Consider the following 13,968-nt stretch of genomic DNA (forward strand, 5'->3'; position numbering starts at 1 on the left):
TAATCCGGTCGGAAAGTCGACGGGAAACAGCATTGTGGTGATCTCTTGCCAGCCGCAGCACGCTTGGACCTATATTGCGACGTGATGGTGGAATTCGATCCAGCCCGGCTGATCACGCGCATCGCGGCAACCCGGGACCGGGCGGCCTTCGCGGCGATGTTCGAATTTTACGCGCCGCGCGTGAAGGCGATGATGATGCGCCGGGGCGCCAGCGCCGACCGGGCGGAGGACCTCGCCCAGGAAACGCTGCTCCGGCTGTGGCGGAAGGCGGCACAGTTCGATCCCGCCCGCGCCAGCGCATCGGCCTGGGTCTACGCCATCGCCCGCAATGTCAGCGTCGACATCATCCGGCGCGAAGGCCGCGCCGCCGTCTGGCTGGAGGAGCAGGACGAGCCGGACGAGGAAGATCTGAATGAGCCCGAGCAGCATCTGCTCATCGCCGAGCGTGAAGGTCTTGTCCGCTCGACCATGGCGACGCTGCCGGAAGAACAGGTCCGGGTCATCCGGCTGTCGTTCTTCGATGGGCTCGCGCATTCCGAGATCGCGGAACTGCTCGGCATTCCGCTTGGCACTGTGAAGTCGCGCATCAGGCTTGCCCTGCAGCGCCTGCGCGACCGGCTTGGTGAACTGCAATGAACGACCACATCACCCATCACCCGAGCGAAGAGACGCTCGCCCTGTATGCAGCGGGTACGCTCGACCAGGCACGCGCGCTGATCGTCTCCATGCATCTTGCCCGCTGCCCGGCCTGCCGCGAGGAGGTGGCGCGATTCGAGGCCGTTGGCGGTGCTCTGCTGGAACAGGCGCCGGCGGTGGCGATGAAGGCCGATGCCCTGGAGGTTGCCCTGCGGCTCATCGAGAACGAACGCGTCCTGCCGGGGGACACCGCGCAGGCCGACCCGCTCGACGACTACGCGCTGGGGCCGTGGCGCTGGGTCGGGCCGGGTGTTCGCCAGCGCTCCGTGTCCGTTCCCGAGGTCGATGGCATCAAGGTCTTCATGCTGAAGGCCGCACCGGGTACGAAGCTGCCGCACCACAAGCACAGCGGCTATGAATGGACCTGCGTGCTGGAGGGCGCCTTCGAGCATGCCTTCGGTCGTTACGGCCCCGGAGACTTCGACGAGGCCGACGAGACGATGGAGCACAAGCCCACCGTCTGCGAGGGCGAGCCCTGTATCTGCATCGTTGCGCTGCAGGGCAATATCCGCCTGCAGAGCCGCCTCGGCCGCCTGCTGCAGCCGCTGATCCGGCTGTGAGGGAGCGCTGAGCCGTGACCCCCGCACTCTTCCTGGTCACGCTCCTCTGCATCGCCCTGGCGCTGAGTGGCGGCATGAGCCTGGCCTGGCTGGCATGGCGCCGGACGAAGAATTCCGGCTGGGTCGATACGGTGTGGACCTTCAGCGTGGGCCTTGTCGGGTTGGCTGGCGCGCTCCTGCCGCCCACAGGCTCGGACGCGCTCGCGTCACGCCGCGCCATGGTGGCGGCGTTCACCTGCCTGTGGGCGCTGCGGCTCGGCCTGCACATCGCCCGGCGCACGCGTGGCATCACCGATGATCCGCGCTATGCCAGGCTGCTGCAGGGCTGGGGCGCGGATGCGCCGCGCCAGATGTTCCTGCTGCTGCAGAAGCAGGCCTTGGTCAGCATCCCGCTCGGCCTCGCCATGGTGCTGGCCGCAGCCAATCCGGAACCCGCTCTGCGCCCGCAGGACTGGCTTGCGGTCGCGATCATGGCGGTTGCGATCATCGGCGAGGCGACGGCCGATGCGCAACTGCGCCGCTTCGCCGCCGACCCGGCCAACCGAGGCCCAGACATTCATGGCAGGAAGGTTTGTGAAATTGGGCTGTGGCGCTGGTCGCGCCACCCCAACTATTTCTTCGAGTGGTTCGGCTGGCTTGCCTATCCGCTGCTGGCCATCGGCGCCTGGCAGTGGGGCTGGCTGGCCCTTGCCGCCCCTGTCTGCATGTACTGGCTGCTTGCCTATGTGTCCGGCGTTCCGCCGCTGGAAGAGCACATGCTGGCCACGCGCGGCGACGCCTATCGCGCCTACCAGCGGCGCGTCAGCACCTTCTTCCCCTTGCCTCCGGGCGTGAAAATACGGGTGACTTCATGGGACTGATAGACCGCACCGTACAATTGGGCGAAGCGTTTCCATGGCCTGATCCCGTGCTGAGAAGCGCCATCGGCCTGCTGGTCGCGCGCACCGATCGCCGCCTCGGCTCCTCGGCGGAGGGCACGGACCGCGCGTTCGCGGAGGCGATGTCGGACTACCCCGTCGCCATCCACACCGCAGATGCGAACGCCCAGCACTACGAACTTCCCGAACGCTTCTTCGGCCTGGTTCTCGGGCCGCGCCGCAAATATTCGTGCTGCCTGTTCGCGTCTTCTGCAACCACGCTCGCCGAAGCCGAGGAACTGGCACTGAAACGCACGGCCGAACATGCCGATCTTCGCGACGGGCAGGCGATCCTCGAACTCGGCTGCGGCTGGGGCTCGCTGTCGCTCTGGATGGCCGAGCGCTTCAGGAACGCCCGCATCACCTGCGTATCCAATTCGCATTCGCAGCGCGCTTTCATCCTCATGGAGGCGGCCAGACGCGGCTTGAACAACCTGACGGTCATCACTGCCGACATGAACGATTTCGCGATCCGCGAGAGGTTCGACCGTGTCGTCTCGGTCGAGATGTTCGAGCATATGGCGAACTGGCGGCTGCTGCTGTCGCGCATGAAGGGCTGGCTGGAGCCGGATGGCCGCGCCTTCGTCCATGTCTTCAGCCATGCCCTGGCGCCCTATCGTTTCGACAGTGGCAATCCCGCCGACTGGATCGCCAGATACTTCTTCACCGGCGGCCTCATGCCGAGCCATGGTCTGATGCACGCCTTTGCGGAGAGCTTCACCGTCGAGCAGGAATGGCGCTGGAGCGGCGAGCATTACCGTCACACGGCGGATGCCTGGCTCGCCAATTTCGACGCCAGGGCAGGCGAGATCGACACGATCCTGCGCGAGGTCTACGGCAAGGAGTCCGCCCTCTGGCATCGCCGCTGGCGATTGTTCTTCCTCGCCACGTCAGGCCTGTTCGGCCATGCTGACGGCACGGCCTGGGGTGTCAGCCACTACCGGCTGGCGCCGACGCGAGGTTGAACAGCGTCACCCCGCAACCCAGCGCGCCGCCTGATAGGCGGCCAGCGCGGTCAGGCCGGCGACGACCGTGCCATAGGCGAGGTCGATCAGCGTGATCTGCAGCGTCCAGCTGCGCAGCGTCGCATAGTTGGTCAGGTCGTAGGTGGCATAGGCGATCAGGCCGAACAGCGCGCCATGGGCGAGCGCTGTTCCCGCCGATCCCGCGCGCAGCGCCGGCATGGCGGCGAAGACGACGAGGCCGACCGGATACAGCAGGTAGAAGGCGAGTGCCGGCGCGACCCGCAAGTCGCTCAGCAGGATATCGCCGAGCACCGGCCGGTAGATCCGGCTGGTCATGGTGGTCAGCCAGATGGCGTCGAGTGCGCCGAACACGATCAGCGAGGCGATGTAGGCAACGATGTAGGTCACGGTGTCGTCTCCCGGTGGCTGGCGCATTTTCCGACGGCCGCGGCGTTGTCCCGGGCGCATCGGCGCGTGTGCAGAAGATACGCGCCGGCCGCGCGATTGGATCAGTCATCGCCGCGCGTCGCCCGATAGGTCGCCATTGCCCGCTCTCTTGCCTGCGCGTGGTCGACGATAGGCTGCGGATAGTCCCTGCCGAGATCGAGGCCGCTGTCGCGCAGCACAGCTGCCGGTGCCTCCCAGGGGCGGTGGACGAAGCGGTCGGGAATTTTTCCCAGTTCCGGCACCCAGCGCCGCACATAGCTGCCCTGCGGGTCGAATTTCTCGCCCTGCAGCACCGGGTTGAAGATGCGGAAATAAGGTGCGGCATCGGCGCCCGATCCGGCCACCCATTGCCAGCTGGCTGGGTTGTTGGCGGCATCGGCATCGACCAGCGTGTCCCAGAACCAGGCCTCGCCGTCGCGCCAGTCGATGAGCAGGTCCTTGATCAGGAAGGAGGCGGCGATCATGCGCACACGATTGTGCATGAAACCGGTCTGCCACAGTTCGCGCATGCCGGCGTCGACGATCGGATAGCCGGTCCGTCCGCGCTGCCAGGCCTTCAGGGCATCCGGTGTGCTGCGCCATGTGAAGGCGTCGAATTCCGGACGGAAGTTCTCGCGGTGCAATGCCTGGCGATGAAAGAGCAGGTGGTAGCAGAATTCGCGCCAGGCCAGTTCCCTGGCGAAGCTCTCGGCGCCGCGTCCCCGGCTGCGCTGCAGCGCCGCCATGATCCGGAACGGAGTGATCTCGCCATGCGCGAGATGCGGCGACAGGCCGGAGGTGGCGTCTTGGGCAGGCCTGTCGCGCCCTTCGGCGTAACTGGCCAGGCGTTCGTCCAGGAACGTCTCCAGCCGCTCCAGCGCACCGTCCTCGCCGGGCGTCCAGCGCTTGGCCAGCCCGCCAGCCCAGTCCGGCGTTGGCAGCAGCCCGAGCGCGTCCAGGCGTTCGGAGGGCAGTGTCGTGTCGCATTGTGCGAGTTGCTTCGGCGCATCGACCGGGTGGCGCGGTTCGCCGTCCGCTGCCAGCCTTTTGTGGAAGGGCGTGAACACCTTGTAGAAATCGCCCGATTGCGTGGCCACGCGCGACGGCTCGTGCAGCAGGAACCCGTCGAAGCTCTCGGCCTGCAATGCGTCGGTGCGCAGGCGGCTCTTCAGCGCCGCGTCGACGGCCATTCCAGCCGGATCATAACGCCGGTTCCAGAGCACCGTGTCGGCGCCGCTCGCCTTGATGGTGTCCGCCACGATGCTGTCGGTCGCGCCGGCCCGCAACAGCAGCCGGTTGCCGAGCGTCTCGATCGCCTTGCCGAGCGCGGCCAGCGAGTGATGCAGCCACCACCGGCTGGCGCCGCCTGCGAGCCTTGCGTCCGCACTCGCTTCGTCGAGAATGAACAATGGGATGACCGGCCTGCCGGTGTCCGCGGCGGCGGCGAGCGCCTTGTTGTCCGATATCCGCAGGTCGTTGCGGAAAAGCACGATGATGGAACTGCTGGTCATGACGTCATCTGGCCGCGGTCCATGACACGTCCTTGCAGATCAGTTTGCCGACGAAGCAGCCGCGGGTGACCAGGCCTCCCTTTCGCGGCGTCAGCACGATCGAATAGGTCAGCTTGCGCTTGGCATCGTAGGCCGTGCCCGAGTAACTGCCGGCGGCGCCCGGCGTCAGCGACATCACCAGCCGGTCGCCGGTTGCCTCGCCCTTGCTGGTGTCGCCGATCCACAGATTGGTGGCGCAGACCTTGTTGCCGCAGGGTGCGATGCGCACCAGCGCGTTGCCGTCGCCTCGCTTCCATTTGCCCTCGATCCCGTCGGCCATGGCCGTTCCGCAAACCACAATCGACACCATGAACGACGAGACAAGTGCGCGCATGTCCATCCCCCTCGCAAGCCCCGGTTCTCGCAAAGCAAAGGGATTACGCCGGGGATGGACCGCCGGATCACCTGAAATCGCGGAAACCCGACAAAAACTGTCAGAACCTTTGTTGGCAACCGGTTCGCCTGTTGCCGCGATTTTCGATCCAACTGGTCAGCGCGGCGTTCACGTCATCCCTGCGGTCCTGCATTCGCCCATGCGTCCACCTTCGATTTGGCGTTGCCGAACCATGGCCGCATGCGCTCGGCCTGCGCGGAATCACGGCACAGGTGGTAGATGGGCACGGTCAGGGTGTGAGGTGCTTGCCGGTTGCGCGTGCTAAGGCGCAGCGTCCGTGATCTGCTTCAGCAGCTTGAGGAAATCGCTGGTCCTGATGCCCTTCGGCGTCTGCTTCAGGTCCACCATCTGCACCACCACCAGTTTCCTGGCCGGCACATAGGCGATGATCTGGCCGCCGAAGCCGGCGGCATAGGCGGCACCCGGTCCCCACTGCTCTGGCGGCAACACCCACCACATGTAGCCGTAGCCCTGTCGTCCGCGCTTCGTCCAGGAGTAGGCCGTCGTCGATTCCTTCACCCAGGCGGCGGGCACGATCTGCCTGCCGGCCCATGTGCCGCCATTGAGGTAGAGCTGACCGAAGCGGGCCGCATCTCGGGCGCTGAGGCTGAACGGATAGGCGGGATGCTCCGAGGAGGCCTCCGTCACATAGTGGCCGTCACTGGGCGCATAGTCTTCCATGCCGATCGGCCGGGCGATCCGCGTCTCGAAGCTCTGGAAGATGTCCTCGCCGGTCAGCTTGCGGTAGATCGAGCCCAGCGCGTTGAAATCCCAATTGTTGTAGAACCAGAAGGATCCCGGCGCGTGGCTGCCGCGCTCCGGCCGCTTGCGTTTCATGTCCTTGGTTTCATGCGCCGCCGGATGGTAGATGCCCGAGCGCGCCATCAGGAGATCGCGCACCGTCGCCGCCTTCTCGACGTCGGTCAGGCCGGGCGCCTTGTCGTCGATGCCGAGGCCGGCCAGGCTTTTCGACAGGTCGATGCGCCCTTCAGACACCGCAATGCCGTAGAGCGCGCTGAGCAGGCTCTTGCGCACCGAGGCGACATTGATCCTGGCGCTTACGTCGCCCCAGCCCGCGATCTCCTTGCCGTCCTGCACGATCAGGAACGCCGCCGGCTTGAGCGCCTTGGAAGCCTCCTCCACCGTCTGAAGCTCCTGCATTGACCAGCCGGTGGCTTTCGGGTCAGCGATCGGCCATGGCTCTGCCGCCGCCGGCCCGTTCAGGAACAGGACAATGACAAGACCCAGCAACCAGCCATGAAATCGCATGCGCATGCTCCAATCGGGAGCGGATTTGCTGCGGACAATCCGGTGAATTTTTGACGGCACGCAATTGCGGCTGATCGAACCGGGAATCCTCGCGACTGCGTTGGTGAATTGCACTATTTGTTCTTGCGCATCGCGCGACCTCTTTGGTGGAAGGAATGGCCGAATCCCTGTCTCTTGAGCTTGAGATACTGCGCGTCGGTGAGCAGATGCTCTACAAGGTTACGGTCTTCGACGCTTCCGGGCAGGAGACGGAGGGCTCGGCCTGGATCGTTGCCCGCAATCCGGATCGTACCGAAGCGGCCATGGCCGAGGCGGAAACCACGGCTTCGCAATGGTGCCGGCAACGCGGCATCGTGACGTACGACCTGATCGACAACAGAAACTATGATCCCTGCCCCCCGCGTTGATCCCGAGAATCGTTGCGAAGCGCCCACGGCGATATTGCCGGCTTCCCGCATCACCGGCCTAAAGCTGCGCCTGCCGGAACACCTCGGTCACCCAGTCGAGGAACACGCGCAGACGCGGCGCGACCTGCCGGTTCTGCGGATAGAGCGCCGACAGCGGCGTCGGTGGCGGTGGCGTTGCCTGGAGGATCTCGACCAGCGCACCGCTGGCGAGATCCTGTGTGAAGCGATAGCGCGGCGCCTGGATCAGCCCGAGGCCGAGCCGCGCCAGGCCGGCCGCCGTATCGGAGTTGTTGCTGGTCACGCGGCTCGGCAGCACGACCTTGCGCACGCTGCCGTCGACCATGAACTCCAGCGGCATCACCTCGCCGGTGCGTGACGACACGAAACCCGCCATCCGGTGCCCGTCGAGATCGTCCGGGCCTTGCGGCGTGCCGTGCCGCGCCAGATAGGCCGGGCTGGCGCAGGTGATCTCCTCGATCGTGCCCAGCCGTCGCAGGATCATGCCGCTGCTCGCCGGCTCGCCCGCCCGGATCGCGCAATGGATGCCTTCCCGCACCAGGTCGACCAGCCGGTCGCCTTGCCCGAGATGCAGGTCGATCAGCGGATAGCGCTCTAGGAATTCGGCCAAGCGCGGCAGAAGGAAGGTGTGGGTCAACAGGCCGGGTGCATCCACCCGCAGCCGCCCGCGTGGCTGGCCGCCGCGCAGGTCGCTTTCGGCCTCGTCGAGCCGGGCGAGGATATCCAGGCAGCGCCGGTAATAGTCCTCCCCGTCCGGCGTCGGCGCCACGTGCCGTGTCGTCCGCTCCAGCAGGCGGGTGCCGAGATTGGTTTCGAGGCTCTTCAGCGCTTCGGTGGCGGTTGAGCGCGGCATGCCGAGGTCGGCAGCCGCCGCCGTGAAGCTGCGCCGTTCCACCACCTGCGCGAACAGGCGCATCTGCTCGAGACGGTCCATTCGCGTCGCGGCCCCGTACGTCGGCTCGAAGGGAGCCATCCAATTGTTCAGCTTATCCGAATAGTGATGGCGGCAATAGAGGGATTATTCCGAACGCTGCGATCGCTATCTCCAGCGCACAGCACAGGAGATTGGATCATGCAGCAGCAACGTGTCGCCATCGTCACCGGCGCATCGAGGGGCATCGGCGCGGCAATGGCGCAACGGCTTGCCCATGATGGTTTCGCCGTCGTCGTCAACTATGCGCGTGGCCGCGAGGAGGCCGAACAGGTCACCGCCGCCATCGAAAGGGAAGGCGACCGCGCCGTCGCCGTCCAGGCCGATATCGGCGAAGCGTCCGCCGTCGTGTCGCTGTTCGATGCCGCCGAACAGGCATTCGGCGGTGTCGATGTGCTCGTCAACAATGCCGGCACCATGAAGCTCGGCGCGCTCGCCGAAGTCGCGGATGCAGATTTCGACCGCCAGGTCGCACTCAACCTCGGCGGCGTCTTCCGCGGCATGCGCGAGGCGGCGCGGCGGCTGCGCGATGGCGGCCGCATCATCTCCTTCTCGTCCAGCGTCGTCGGGCTCTATCAGCCCGGCTACGGTGTCTATGCCGCCAGCAAGGCGGCGGTCGAGGCCATGACCCACATCCTGCCAAGGAGCTCGGGCCGCGCGGCATCACCGTCAATGCCGTGGCGCCCGGCCCGGTCGAGACGCAGTTCTTCCTCGCGGGCAAGAGCGAGGACCAGGTCCGTGCCATCACGGGTATGAACCCGCTCAGGCGGCTTGGCCAGCCTGAGGACATCGCCCGTGTCGTCGCCTTCCTGGCCTCGCCCGAGGGCGGCTGGGTCAACGGCCAGGTCATTCGGGCCAACGGCGGCGTCATCTGAGCGCAATCAAATCCGGAGAAACCGATATGCCTTTCGCCAACATCAAGGTGCCGCAGGCCGCCCTTTCGAAAGTCCAGAAGGAGGAGATCGTCCACCGCGTCACCGCTCTGTTCGTCGACTATTTCAGCGAGGCCGCGCGCCCGCACACCATGGTGCTGATCGAGGAAGTGCCGGACGGCGGCTATGGCCGCGCCGACGAGGTCTTCGTCGTACCCGAAGCATATCGGGCGAAGGGCTAGATCAGCCGTGCACTCTGATCCCCAGTCTGGGCGTGATGGGAGTGCGAATGGGCGGCATTGGCAGTGCTGCCAGCCTCGGCTCAATCATCTTCACCGTTCAGGAACGGCTGCAAATCTTGGCGTCGCCTGCTGGCGTGGGCAGCGTCGCGCTCGCGGATGTCGAAGTCGTCGAGGTAGTGAAAAGACAGTCTCGGGGATTTCATCCAGCTCATGTTCGTGCTGCCCCTTCAGCGAAAGCGACAACTCACCGACCTTTGCCCATTGCGGTGCGATGGTGCTTTCAGCCGCGATGATCTCTCGCAACTTCAGTTGCAGGTCATGATAAGTCATATACGTGAACTACCATCGTTGCGGGCTGCCGGAAGGGCCGGGAGCATGGACGCATCGGAGGGCTCAACATGCCGGGTGTCTCGGGGGACATATGACCAGACTGGGCGACTGGGTCTTGCTTCAAAACCTTACCCCGCTGATCGATGAGATCAGTGCCCTGGCCGGCGAGCAGCTCGACCATGGTTTGCGCAAAGTGTTTGTCGACGAGGTCAACACCTCCGATGCCGACGCATCGCCACCAAGATGGGCAGAGTGCCAGTTTGACGGACCCAACCCGATCACGGCGTATTTGGGCGTGGACCAGGGTACCGACAACCTGCAGGTACGGCTTGATTTGCCAGCTGAACTGGAAGCCGCCGCAGGCGCGACACTCAGGTTGATGCAGCGCTACGTTTTGCTGCCGCCACACGACCTCCCATGACACGAGCGGAATTCCATTGCGATTTTGACCTGGGCTCCATTGATGTGGCGGTCGAGAGCGGTGCGTTCCGCGGACGCGGTACCGTCACGCTCCATGAAGATGATGTGCGCCGGCTGCGCGGGTTCCTGTCCGCACTGGGAGGCTTTCCGTTGCAGCACAGCATGGTGGAAATCGTCGAACCGGGAATTGTCGTCCTGACGGCGAGCCAGTCCGATCGCGTCGGCCACCTTCAGCTTCTGGTCCAGGTGTCGGACCGTCTTTCGATGGCGCGCATCGCCATTCCCCTCGACCATGCCGCACTCGAACTGTTCCGCCTGCACCTGGGGAAGATGCTCGACGGTGAACTGGAAACGTTCGACGTCGTGCAATCGACGACATAGCCTGCACCTGCGAGGGACGTTTGCATTTGGGTGAAACGATGGCTGACGTGGTCGATCTGCATGAATTGCGCAATCTCGTGAACGGGCTTTTCGACCGGCTCGAGCATCGTGGGATCAGCCGGTATCCGGTTGCTCAGGACGCGTTCTGGCAGACCTGGTTCGAAGAGGCGTTCGATCTCGACGCCGTTCCGGCTCCAGTGATGGCGAGTGTCGCCGATTGCCTGACGGACATCCGTGCCGAGGCAGCCGACCCTGACAGCCAAAGCGACTGGCACGCCTTTTTCCATCTCTCAGGTCTATTCAGTTTTCTCGCCGATGCGGCGAACGATCGATAGGCGGTCGGACGCCGTCCCGAGTGATCGCGCGCACTTCCCTGAACCAGGAGAACCTCATCGTGTCCCCAACCCTGATCCGTGCCGACAGCGCGTTCGGTCCACCGGTGGCGGTCAGCATGCCGGTCAGCGAGCCGGCAGCTCTTGTCAGGACCGCTGCCGATCAGGAGCTACCGGTCGGATCCACCGGTTTCTGGGAATGCACGCCCGGCCGCTTCCGCCGCCAGGTGCCGCAGGCCGAATACAGCTGTTTCATCTCGGGGCAGGGCAGTTTTACCCCGGACGGCGGCGAGCCGATCGAATTCCGCGCCGGCGACGCGATCTATTTCGCCGCCAACACGCAAGGCGAATGGAACATCGTCGAGACGGTTCGCAAGACCTATCTGATCTTCCCTTGAAGGCGGCCTGCGCACTCAGCGCGGCTTGTCGATCTGCCAGCGCAGATGCGAACGCACCGTCGGCCATTCCGGCTGCGTGATGCTGTAGACGCAGGTGTCGCGCAGCGTGCCGTCTCCCATGCGCTGGTGGTGGCGCAGGATCCCGTCCAGCCTGGCGCCGAGCCGCTCGATCGCCCGGCGGCTCGCCGTGTTCATGAAATGCGTGCGGAATTCGACGGCCAGGCAGCCGATCCTGTCGAAGGCATAGCCCAGCAGCAGAAGCTTCGCTTCGGTGTTGAGCGGCGTGCGCTGCATGCTGGCGGCATACCAGGTCGAACCGATTTCCAGCCGCGGCTTCGCGAGCTCGATGTTCATGTAGGTCGTCATGCCCACCGGCCGCCCGCCGGGGCCTTCCAGCACCGTGAAGGGAAACATGCTTCCCGTGGCCCTGAGGCCGAGCCGGCGGTCGATCTCGGCACTCATCGCCTCCGGTGAAGGAATGGCGGTGTACCACAATTGCCAGAGGTCACCATCACGCACGGCTTCCGAAAGGGCGCTGCAATGATCCTGCGACAGGGGCACGAGCTCGACATGTTTCCCGGTAAGGACGATAGAATCCAATGGCATGGTGCCTCCCACTGCAGCCGCCAAGACTAGCCAGAACCGGTGCGCGGCGTCCATCGCCGGTTGCGCCGCCGCTGCTTCGCCTGGCGGCAATCGTTTGGGCCACGGCGCGATGTCGGGCAAGGTGCCCCAAAAAAGCCCAAGGTGGAGCCAACACGAACCCGGCAGGTCGCGCATGCCGGGGAGGTGCCGCAACATCTGCAGGAATGGGGGGCAAAGGGGAGCCGTGGCGTGTTATGAAGGCCGTGGCTGGAAAGGAACAAAGATGCGCATAGTCACCACGATCGGGCTGCTGCTCGCCATGAGCGCTGCTGCAGAGGCCGAAACGATTTTCTACGGCTCGCGCGCCGGCGAGGAAGTGACAGTGACCGACAAGTCCGACATCGGCTCCGCCGACGCCAGGATCACGGCCAAACTCACCAAGGCCAATGCCATCGCCTACTGCCGGGAATATGTGCAGAAGGTCACGCGCAAATGCGTCTCCGACACGATGAAGACCGAGTTGCAGCCGCAGATCACGGCCAACTGCGAAACTGGCGCGTTCAGGACTTTCTACGGACAGGACTACCGCTTCCAGGGCAAGAACCCGGACTATGAAGCGGCCGGTACCGCGACCGAATTCCTGCTGGTCGAGGCGGATGGGAAAGAGCCGCTGGATGGCTCCAGCGCGTCGGGCTACGACGTCGCGCTCGGTCAGTTCAAGGCGCTGTGCCCGAGCCGGGTGAACTGACGTACGACAGATAGTCAGCCTCCGCGGGACAGTGGCTGACCGGCAATTTCACCGCAGGCATTCTCACGTCTCTGCCGAACGCGCCGTCATGATCTGTGCCGGCCAGGATACCTGCTGGCTGCCGGCAGCCAGTGTGCAGTCCTGCGTTCCGATCATCGCGAACATGAACTCCATGGTCAGCGGATCGGCAGGCAGCAGCCAATATCTGCCCTGCTTCTCGTACAGATCGGCATCGGCCGCAAAGCAGAACGTGCCGCGATTTGCCTGCCGGCTTTGCGGCGCGAGGAACAACAGCCATTCGGGCACGGGCTGCCCCGAGCGGAACGACTGCACGTGTCGGAGGTCGACAATGTCGTGCTGTTCGCGTTCGACCTTGTCGCGGCCTGGTTTCGAGGATTCCATGTAACGGCTCGTGCTGCTCCCGCGAACTAGCAGCTGGGCGCCGCTTCAAGAATACGGCAAGTGACGTATTTCGGCGTGCATGGGAGCCGAGGCGGCATGGTCGAGAGGGTTCGGTCGCCTGGCAGGCGGTGTCCGAGAGGGGAAATCAAGTGATCCTCATGCATACTAGTATACATCTGCACAAATCAAGGCGGATGCGAGAATTTTATGATATGAAAATGATCGTTCAAATAATGAAACTTATTTCATATTTTGCATTTTTTCACGATCGACTTGGTGGTGATTTTGTCGATTTACAAATTCATCATTCTTGCAATAGATGAAACACGACGGGGGCGCGTGTCATGAATCCAGAAAAGTATTCTCAGCACATGCTGGGCGTCATGCGCATCGTTTGCGGTCTGACGTATCTGTACTGCAGCATTCCCACCCTCTTGCAGCCACCTCTCGCGACGGACCATCCGGCATTCACGCTTTATTGGGCTTCGCGCTGGGTGCAGATATTCGCCGGCGCGCTGATCCTCGTCGGCCTGTTCACGCGCGTTGCGGCATTCATCCTCTCGGTCAATTTTCTCGTCATGTTTCCCTACTGGTATCAGTCAGGTTTTTATTGGCCGACGACGGAGGCAACCGGCTTCATGCTGGCGAGTGTCGTCTGCATGTATCTCGTTACCGCCGGTGCCGGCCGCTGGAGCCTGGATGCGCTCCGGGCCGAGCTGGCAAGCCATTTGCAGCCCAGATAGGTTCGGGCGCTCCCGCGCCGACAAGTCGGACGATTTCTTCGTTTACCCGATTGTGCTAGAGAGGAACGGTCAGGCAGCGCTCCGCGGGGAAGCATGGGCGTACCATCGGGCAGCGACGAGTGGTTGATCGAGGAACTGGTGCGCGCGGCGGACAATCTCGCCGAGCTGTCGCCGCATGACGTCGCCATCCTGTTGCGTCGCGCCGCCCTGCAACTGCAGATCAGGCCGACCGCGTTCGACGTCGACAAGGCGCTTCAGAGCATGATGGACCGTCTGGACAGTGCCTATGACGCCCAGCTGCAGGCGAAATAGCCCGAGGCTCAGCCGGCATGGGATAGGCGTGGCCGTCGAAATCGCTGCGCTGGAAGCCGAGGTCTTGCAG

At 64.4% G+C, this 13,968-nt stretch carries 21 protein-coding genes and 1 pseudogene; 14 read left to right on the top strand and 8 right to left on the bottom strand.

The features are described 5' to 3' along the window. Positions 1-63 precede the first annotated feature (63 nt). The 4 genes from ACFWYE_RS15160 to ACFWYE_RS15175 are packed head-to-tail and all read left to right on the top strand — an operon-like array spanning position 64 to position 3,138. Entirely contained in the window at positions 64-636 is a 573-nt protein-coding gene (locus tag ACFWYE_RS15160; RefSeq protein ID WP_379112394.1) for a sigma-70 family RNA polymerase sigma factor, read from the top strand. Next, a complete protein-coding gene (locus tag ACFWYE_RS15165; RefSeq protein WP_379112396.1) occupies positions 633-1,256 on the top strand; it encodes a ChrR family anti-sigma-E factor in 624 nt (207 codons plus the stop codon). Before ACFWYE_RS15160 ends, ACFWYE_RS15165 begins: the two co-directional genes overlap by 4 nt. 14 nt (positions 1,257-1,270) lie before the next feature. Continuing rightward, positions 1,271-2,116, top strand: a complete 846-nt coding sequence (locus tag ACFWYE_RS15170; RefSeq protein ID WP_379112398.1) for a DUF1295 domain-containing protein — start codon at positions 1,271-1,273, stop codon at positions 2,114-2,116. Next, positions 2,107-3,138 carry an SAM-dependent methyltransferase gene (locus tag ACFWYE_RS15175; protein ID WP_379112400.1) on the top strand — a complete coding sequence of 344 codons (1,032 nt, stop codon included), beginning with the start codon at positions 2,107-2,109 and terminating at the stop codon, positions 3,136-3,138. The genes ACFWYE_RS15170 and ACFWYE_RS15175 overlap by 10 nt, the downstream gene beginning before the upstream one ends. Positions 3,139-3,144: 6 nt before the next feature. Here the strand turns inward: ACFWYE_RS15175 and ACFWYE_RS15180 are convergent, their stop codons facing one another. From ACFWYE_RS15180 to ACFWYE_RS15195, 4 genes are all read right to left on the bottom strand, one after another. Further along, positions 3,145-3,546 carry a DUF2177 family protein gene (locus ACFWYE_RS15180; RefSeq protein WP_379112402.1) on the bottom strand — a complete coding sequence of 134 codons (402 nt, stop codon included), beginning with the start codon at positions 3,544-3,546 and terminating at the stop codon, positions 3,145-3,147. A 101-nt stretch (positions 3,547-3,647) separates the two neighbouring features. Further along, on the bottom strand, positions 3,648-5,075 hold the full coding sequence (locus tag ACFWYE_RS15185) for a cryptochrome/photolyase family protein (RefSeq protein ID WP_379112404.1): 1,428 nt from the start codon (positions 5,073-5,075) through the stop codon (positions 3,648-3,650). Between the two features lie 4 nt (positions 5,076-5,079). Then, positions 5,080-5,448, bottom strand: coding sequence for a DUF2147 domain-containing protein (locus ACFWYE_RS15190; protein ID WP_379112406.1), 369 nt, complete (start codon positions 5,446-5,448; stop codon positions 5,080-5,082). A 321-nt stretch (positions 5,449-5,769) separates the two neighbouring features. Continuing rightward, the gene (locus tag ACFWYE_RS15195; protein WP_379112408.1) at positions 5,770-6,777 is read right to left on the bottom strand and encodes a serine hydrolase domain-containing protein; all 1,008 of its coding nucleotides are present in this window, start codon (positions 6,775-6,777) and stop codon (positions 5,770-5,772) included. A 155-nt stretch (positions 6,778-6,932) separates the two neighbouring features. Between ACFWYE_RS15195 and ACFWYE_RS15200 the strand changes: the two genes are divergently transcribed. After that, complete coding sequence (locus tag ACFWYE_RS15200; protein WP_379112410.1) at positions 6,933-7,184, top strand: hypothetical protein; 252 nt, start codon at positions 6,933-6,935, stop codon at positions 7,182-7,184. 58 nt (positions 7,185-7,242) lie between these two features. Here the strand turns inward: ACFWYE_RS15200 and ACFWYE_RS15205 are convergent, their stop codons facing one another. Next, positions 7,243-8,136 (bottom strand): LysR family transcriptional regulator, encoded by an 894-nt coding sequence (locus ACFWYE_RS15205; RefSeq protein ID WP_379112412.1) that lies wholly within the window; start codon positions 8,134-8,136, stop codon positions 7,243-7,245. Between the two features lie 138 nt (positions 8,137-8,274). Here ACFWYE_RS15205 and ACFWYE_RS15210 point away from each other — a divergent pair. Beyond that, positions 8,275-9,008: pseudogene (locus ACFWYE_RS15210) on the top strand (SDR family oxidoreductase). A gap of 26 nt (positions 9,009-9,034) precedes the next feature. Next, the gene (locus ACFWYE_RS15215) at positions 9,035-9,247 is read left to right on the top strand and encodes a 4-oxalocrotonate tautomerase family protein (protein ID WP_379063836.1); all 213 of its coding nucleotides are present in this window, start codon (positions 9,035-9,037) and stop codon (positions 9,245-9,247) included. A gap of 80 nt (positions 9,248-9,327) precedes the next feature. Here ACFWYE_RS15215 and ACFWYE_RS15220 read toward each other — a convergent pair whose 3' ends face one another. Further along, the gene (locus ACFWYE_RS15220; protein ID WP_379063834.1) at positions 9,328-9,459 is read right to left on the bottom strand and encodes a hypothetical protein; all 132 of its coding nucleotides are present in this window, start codon (positions 9,457-9,459) and stop codon (positions 9,328-9,330) included. A 209-nt stretch (positions 9,460-9,668) separates the two neighbouring features. Between ACFWYE_RS15220 and ACFWYE_RS15225 the strand changes: the two genes are divergently transcribed. From ACFWYE_RS15225 to ACFWYE_RS15240, 4 genes are read left to right on the top strand one after another with little or no spacing between them, the layout of a single operon-like run. After that, on the top strand, positions 9,669-9,998 hold the full coding sequence (locus ACFWYE_RS15225; protein ID WP_379112414.1) for a hypothetical protein: 330 nt from the start codon (positions 9,669-9,671) through the stop codon (positions 9,996-9,998). Further along, positions 9,995-10,378, top strand: a complete 384-nt coding sequence (locus tag ACFWYE_RS15230; protein WP_379063830.1) for a hypothetical protein — start codon at positions 9,995-9,997, stop codon at positions 10,376-10,378. Before ACFWYE_RS15225 ends, ACFWYE_RS15230 begins: the two co-directional genes overlap by 4 nt. Positions 10,379-10,416: 38 nt before the next feature. Then, positions 10,417-10,713 (top strand): hypothetical protein, encoded by a 297-nt coding sequence (locus ACFWYE_RS15235; RefSeq protein ID WP_379063828.1) that lies wholly within the window; start codon positions 10,417-10,419, stop codon positions 10,711-10,713. A 59-nt stretch (positions 10,714-10,772) separates the two neighbouring features. Beyond that, positions 10,773-11,108 carry a cupin domain-containing protein gene (locus tag ACFWYE_RS15240; protein ID WP_379112416.1) on the top strand — a complete coding sequence of 112 codons (336 nt, stop codon included), beginning with the start codon at positions 10,773-10,775 and terminating at the stop codon, positions 11,106-11,108. Positions 11,109-11,123: 15 nt separating this feature from the next. On the opposite strand, the gene ACFWYE_RS15245 is transcribed toward ACFWYE_RS15240, so the two are convergent. Further along, on the bottom strand, positions 11,124-11,714 hold the full coding sequence (locus ACFWYE_RS15245) for a GNAT family N-acetyltransferase (RefSeq protein ID WP_379063824.1): 591 nt from the start codon (positions 11,712-11,714) through the stop codon (positions 11,124-11,126). Between the two features lie 262 nt (positions 11,715-11,976). On the opposite strand from ACFWYE_RS15245, the gene ACFWYE_RS15250 reads away from it, so the two are divergent. Beyond that, positions 11,977-12,441 (top strand): hypothetical protein, encoded by a 465-nt coding sequence (locus ACFWYE_RS15250; RefSeq protein ID WP_379063822.1) that lies wholly within the window; start codon positions 11,977-11,979, stop codon positions 12,439-12,441. A gap of 63 nt (positions 12,442-12,504) precedes the next feature. Here ACFWYE_RS15250 and ACFWYE_RS15255 read toward each other — a convergent pair whose 3' ends face one another. Then, positions 12,505-12,843 carry a hypothetical protein gene (locus ACFWYE_RS15255; RefSeq protein ID WP_379112418.1) on the bottom strand — a complete coding sequence of 113 codons (339 nt, stop codon included), beginning with the start codon at positions 12,841-12,843 and terminating at the stop codon, positions 12,505-12,507. A gap of 344 nt (positions 12,844-13,187) precedes the next feature. Between ACFWYE_RS15255 and ACFWYE_RS15260 the strand changes: the two genes are divergently transcribed. Together ACFWYE_RS15260 and ACFWYE_RS15265 are read left to right on the top strand one after the other, a co-directional pair. Next, a complete protein-coding gene (locus ACFWYE_RS15260) occupies positions 13,188-13,586 on the top strand; it encodes a DoxX family protein (RefSeq protein WP_379112420.1) in 399 nt (132 codons plus the stop codon). Positions 13,587-13,679: 93 nt separating this feature from the next. Further along, positions 13,680-13,898, top strand: a complete 219-nt coding sequence (locus ACFWYE_RS15265) for a hypothetical protein (protein ID WP_379063816.1) — start codon at positions 13,680-13,682, stop codon at positions 13,896-13,898. Positions 13,899-13,968: the final 70 nt, after the last annotated feature.

This window comes from Mesorhizobium sp. NPDC059025 (genome assembly GCF_042739655.1).
Lineage (GTDB): Bacteria > Pseudomonadota > Alphaproteobacteria > Rhizobiales > Rhizobiaceae > Mesorhizobium.

Coding starts and splice junctions, on each gene's coding strand:
- ACFWYE_RS15255 (WP_379112418.1), bottom strand. CDS start 12,843: ATGGAATCCTCGAAACCAGGCCGCGACAAGGTCGAACGCGAACAGCAC.
- ACFWYE_RS15230 (WP_379063830.1), top strand. CDS start 9,995: ATGACACGAGCGGAATTCCATTGCGATTTTGACCTGGGCTCCATTGAT.
- ACFWYE_RS15225 (WP_379112414.1), top strand. CDS start 9,669: ATGACCAGACTGGGCGACTGGGTCTTGCTTCAAAACCTTACCCCGCTG.
- ACFWYE_RS15215 (WP_379063836.1), top strand. CDS start 9,035: ATGCCTTTCGCCAACATCAAGGTGCCGCAGGCCGCCCTTTCGAAAGTC.
- ACFWYE_RS15235 (WP_379063828.1), top strand. CDS start 10,417: ATGGCTGACGTGGTCGATCTGCATGAATTGCGCAATCTCGTGAACGGG.
- ACFWYE_RS15200 (WP_379112410.1), top strand. CDS start 6,933: ATGGCCGAATCCCTGTCTCTTGAGCTTGAGATACTGCGCGTCGGTGAG.
- ACFWYE_RS15205 (WP_379112412.1), bottom strand. CDS start 8,136: ATGGACCGTCTCGAGCAGATGCGCCTGTTCGCGCAGGTGGTGGAACGG.
- ACFWYE_RS15245 (WP_379063824.1), bottom strand. CDS start 11,714: ATGCCATTGGATTCTATCGTCCTTACCGGGAAACATGTCGAGCTCGTG.
- ACFWYE_RS15165 (WP_379112396.1), top strand. CDS start 633: ATGAACGACCACATCACCCATCACCCGAGCGAAGAGACGCTCGCCCTG.
- ACFWYE_RS15190 (WP_379112406.1), bottom strand. CDS start 5,448: ATGCGCGCACTTGTCTCGTCGTTCATGGTGTCGATTGTGGTTTGCGGA.
- ACFWYE_RS15195 (WP_379112408.1), bottom strand. CDS start 6,777: ATGCGATTTCATGGCTGGTTGCTGGGTCTTGTCATTGTCCTGTTCCTG.
- ACFWYE_RS15250 (WP_379063822.1), top strand. CDS start 11,977: ATGCGCATAGTCACCACGATCGGGCTGCTGCTCGCCATGAGCGCTGCT.
- ACFWYE_RS15260 (WP_379112420.1), top strand. CDS start 13,188: ATGAATCCAGAAAAGTATTCTCAGCACATGCTGGGCGTCATGCGCATC.
- ACFWYE_RS15185 (WP_379112404.1), bottom strand. CDS start 5,075: ATGACCAGCAGTTCCATCATCGTGCTTTTCCGCAACGACCTGCGGATA.
- ACFWYE_RS15175 (WP_379112400.1), top strand. CDS start 2,107: ATGGGACTGATAGACCGCACCGTACAATTGGGCGAAGCGTTTCCATGG.
- ACFWYE_RS15220 (WP_379063834.1), bottom strand. CDS start 9,459: ATGAGCTGGATGAAATCCCCGAGACTGTCTTTTCACTACCTCGACGAC.
- ACFWYE_RS15265 (WP_379063816.1), top strand. CDS start 13,680: ATGGGCGTACCATCGGGCAGCGACGAGTGGTTGATCGAGGAACTGGTG.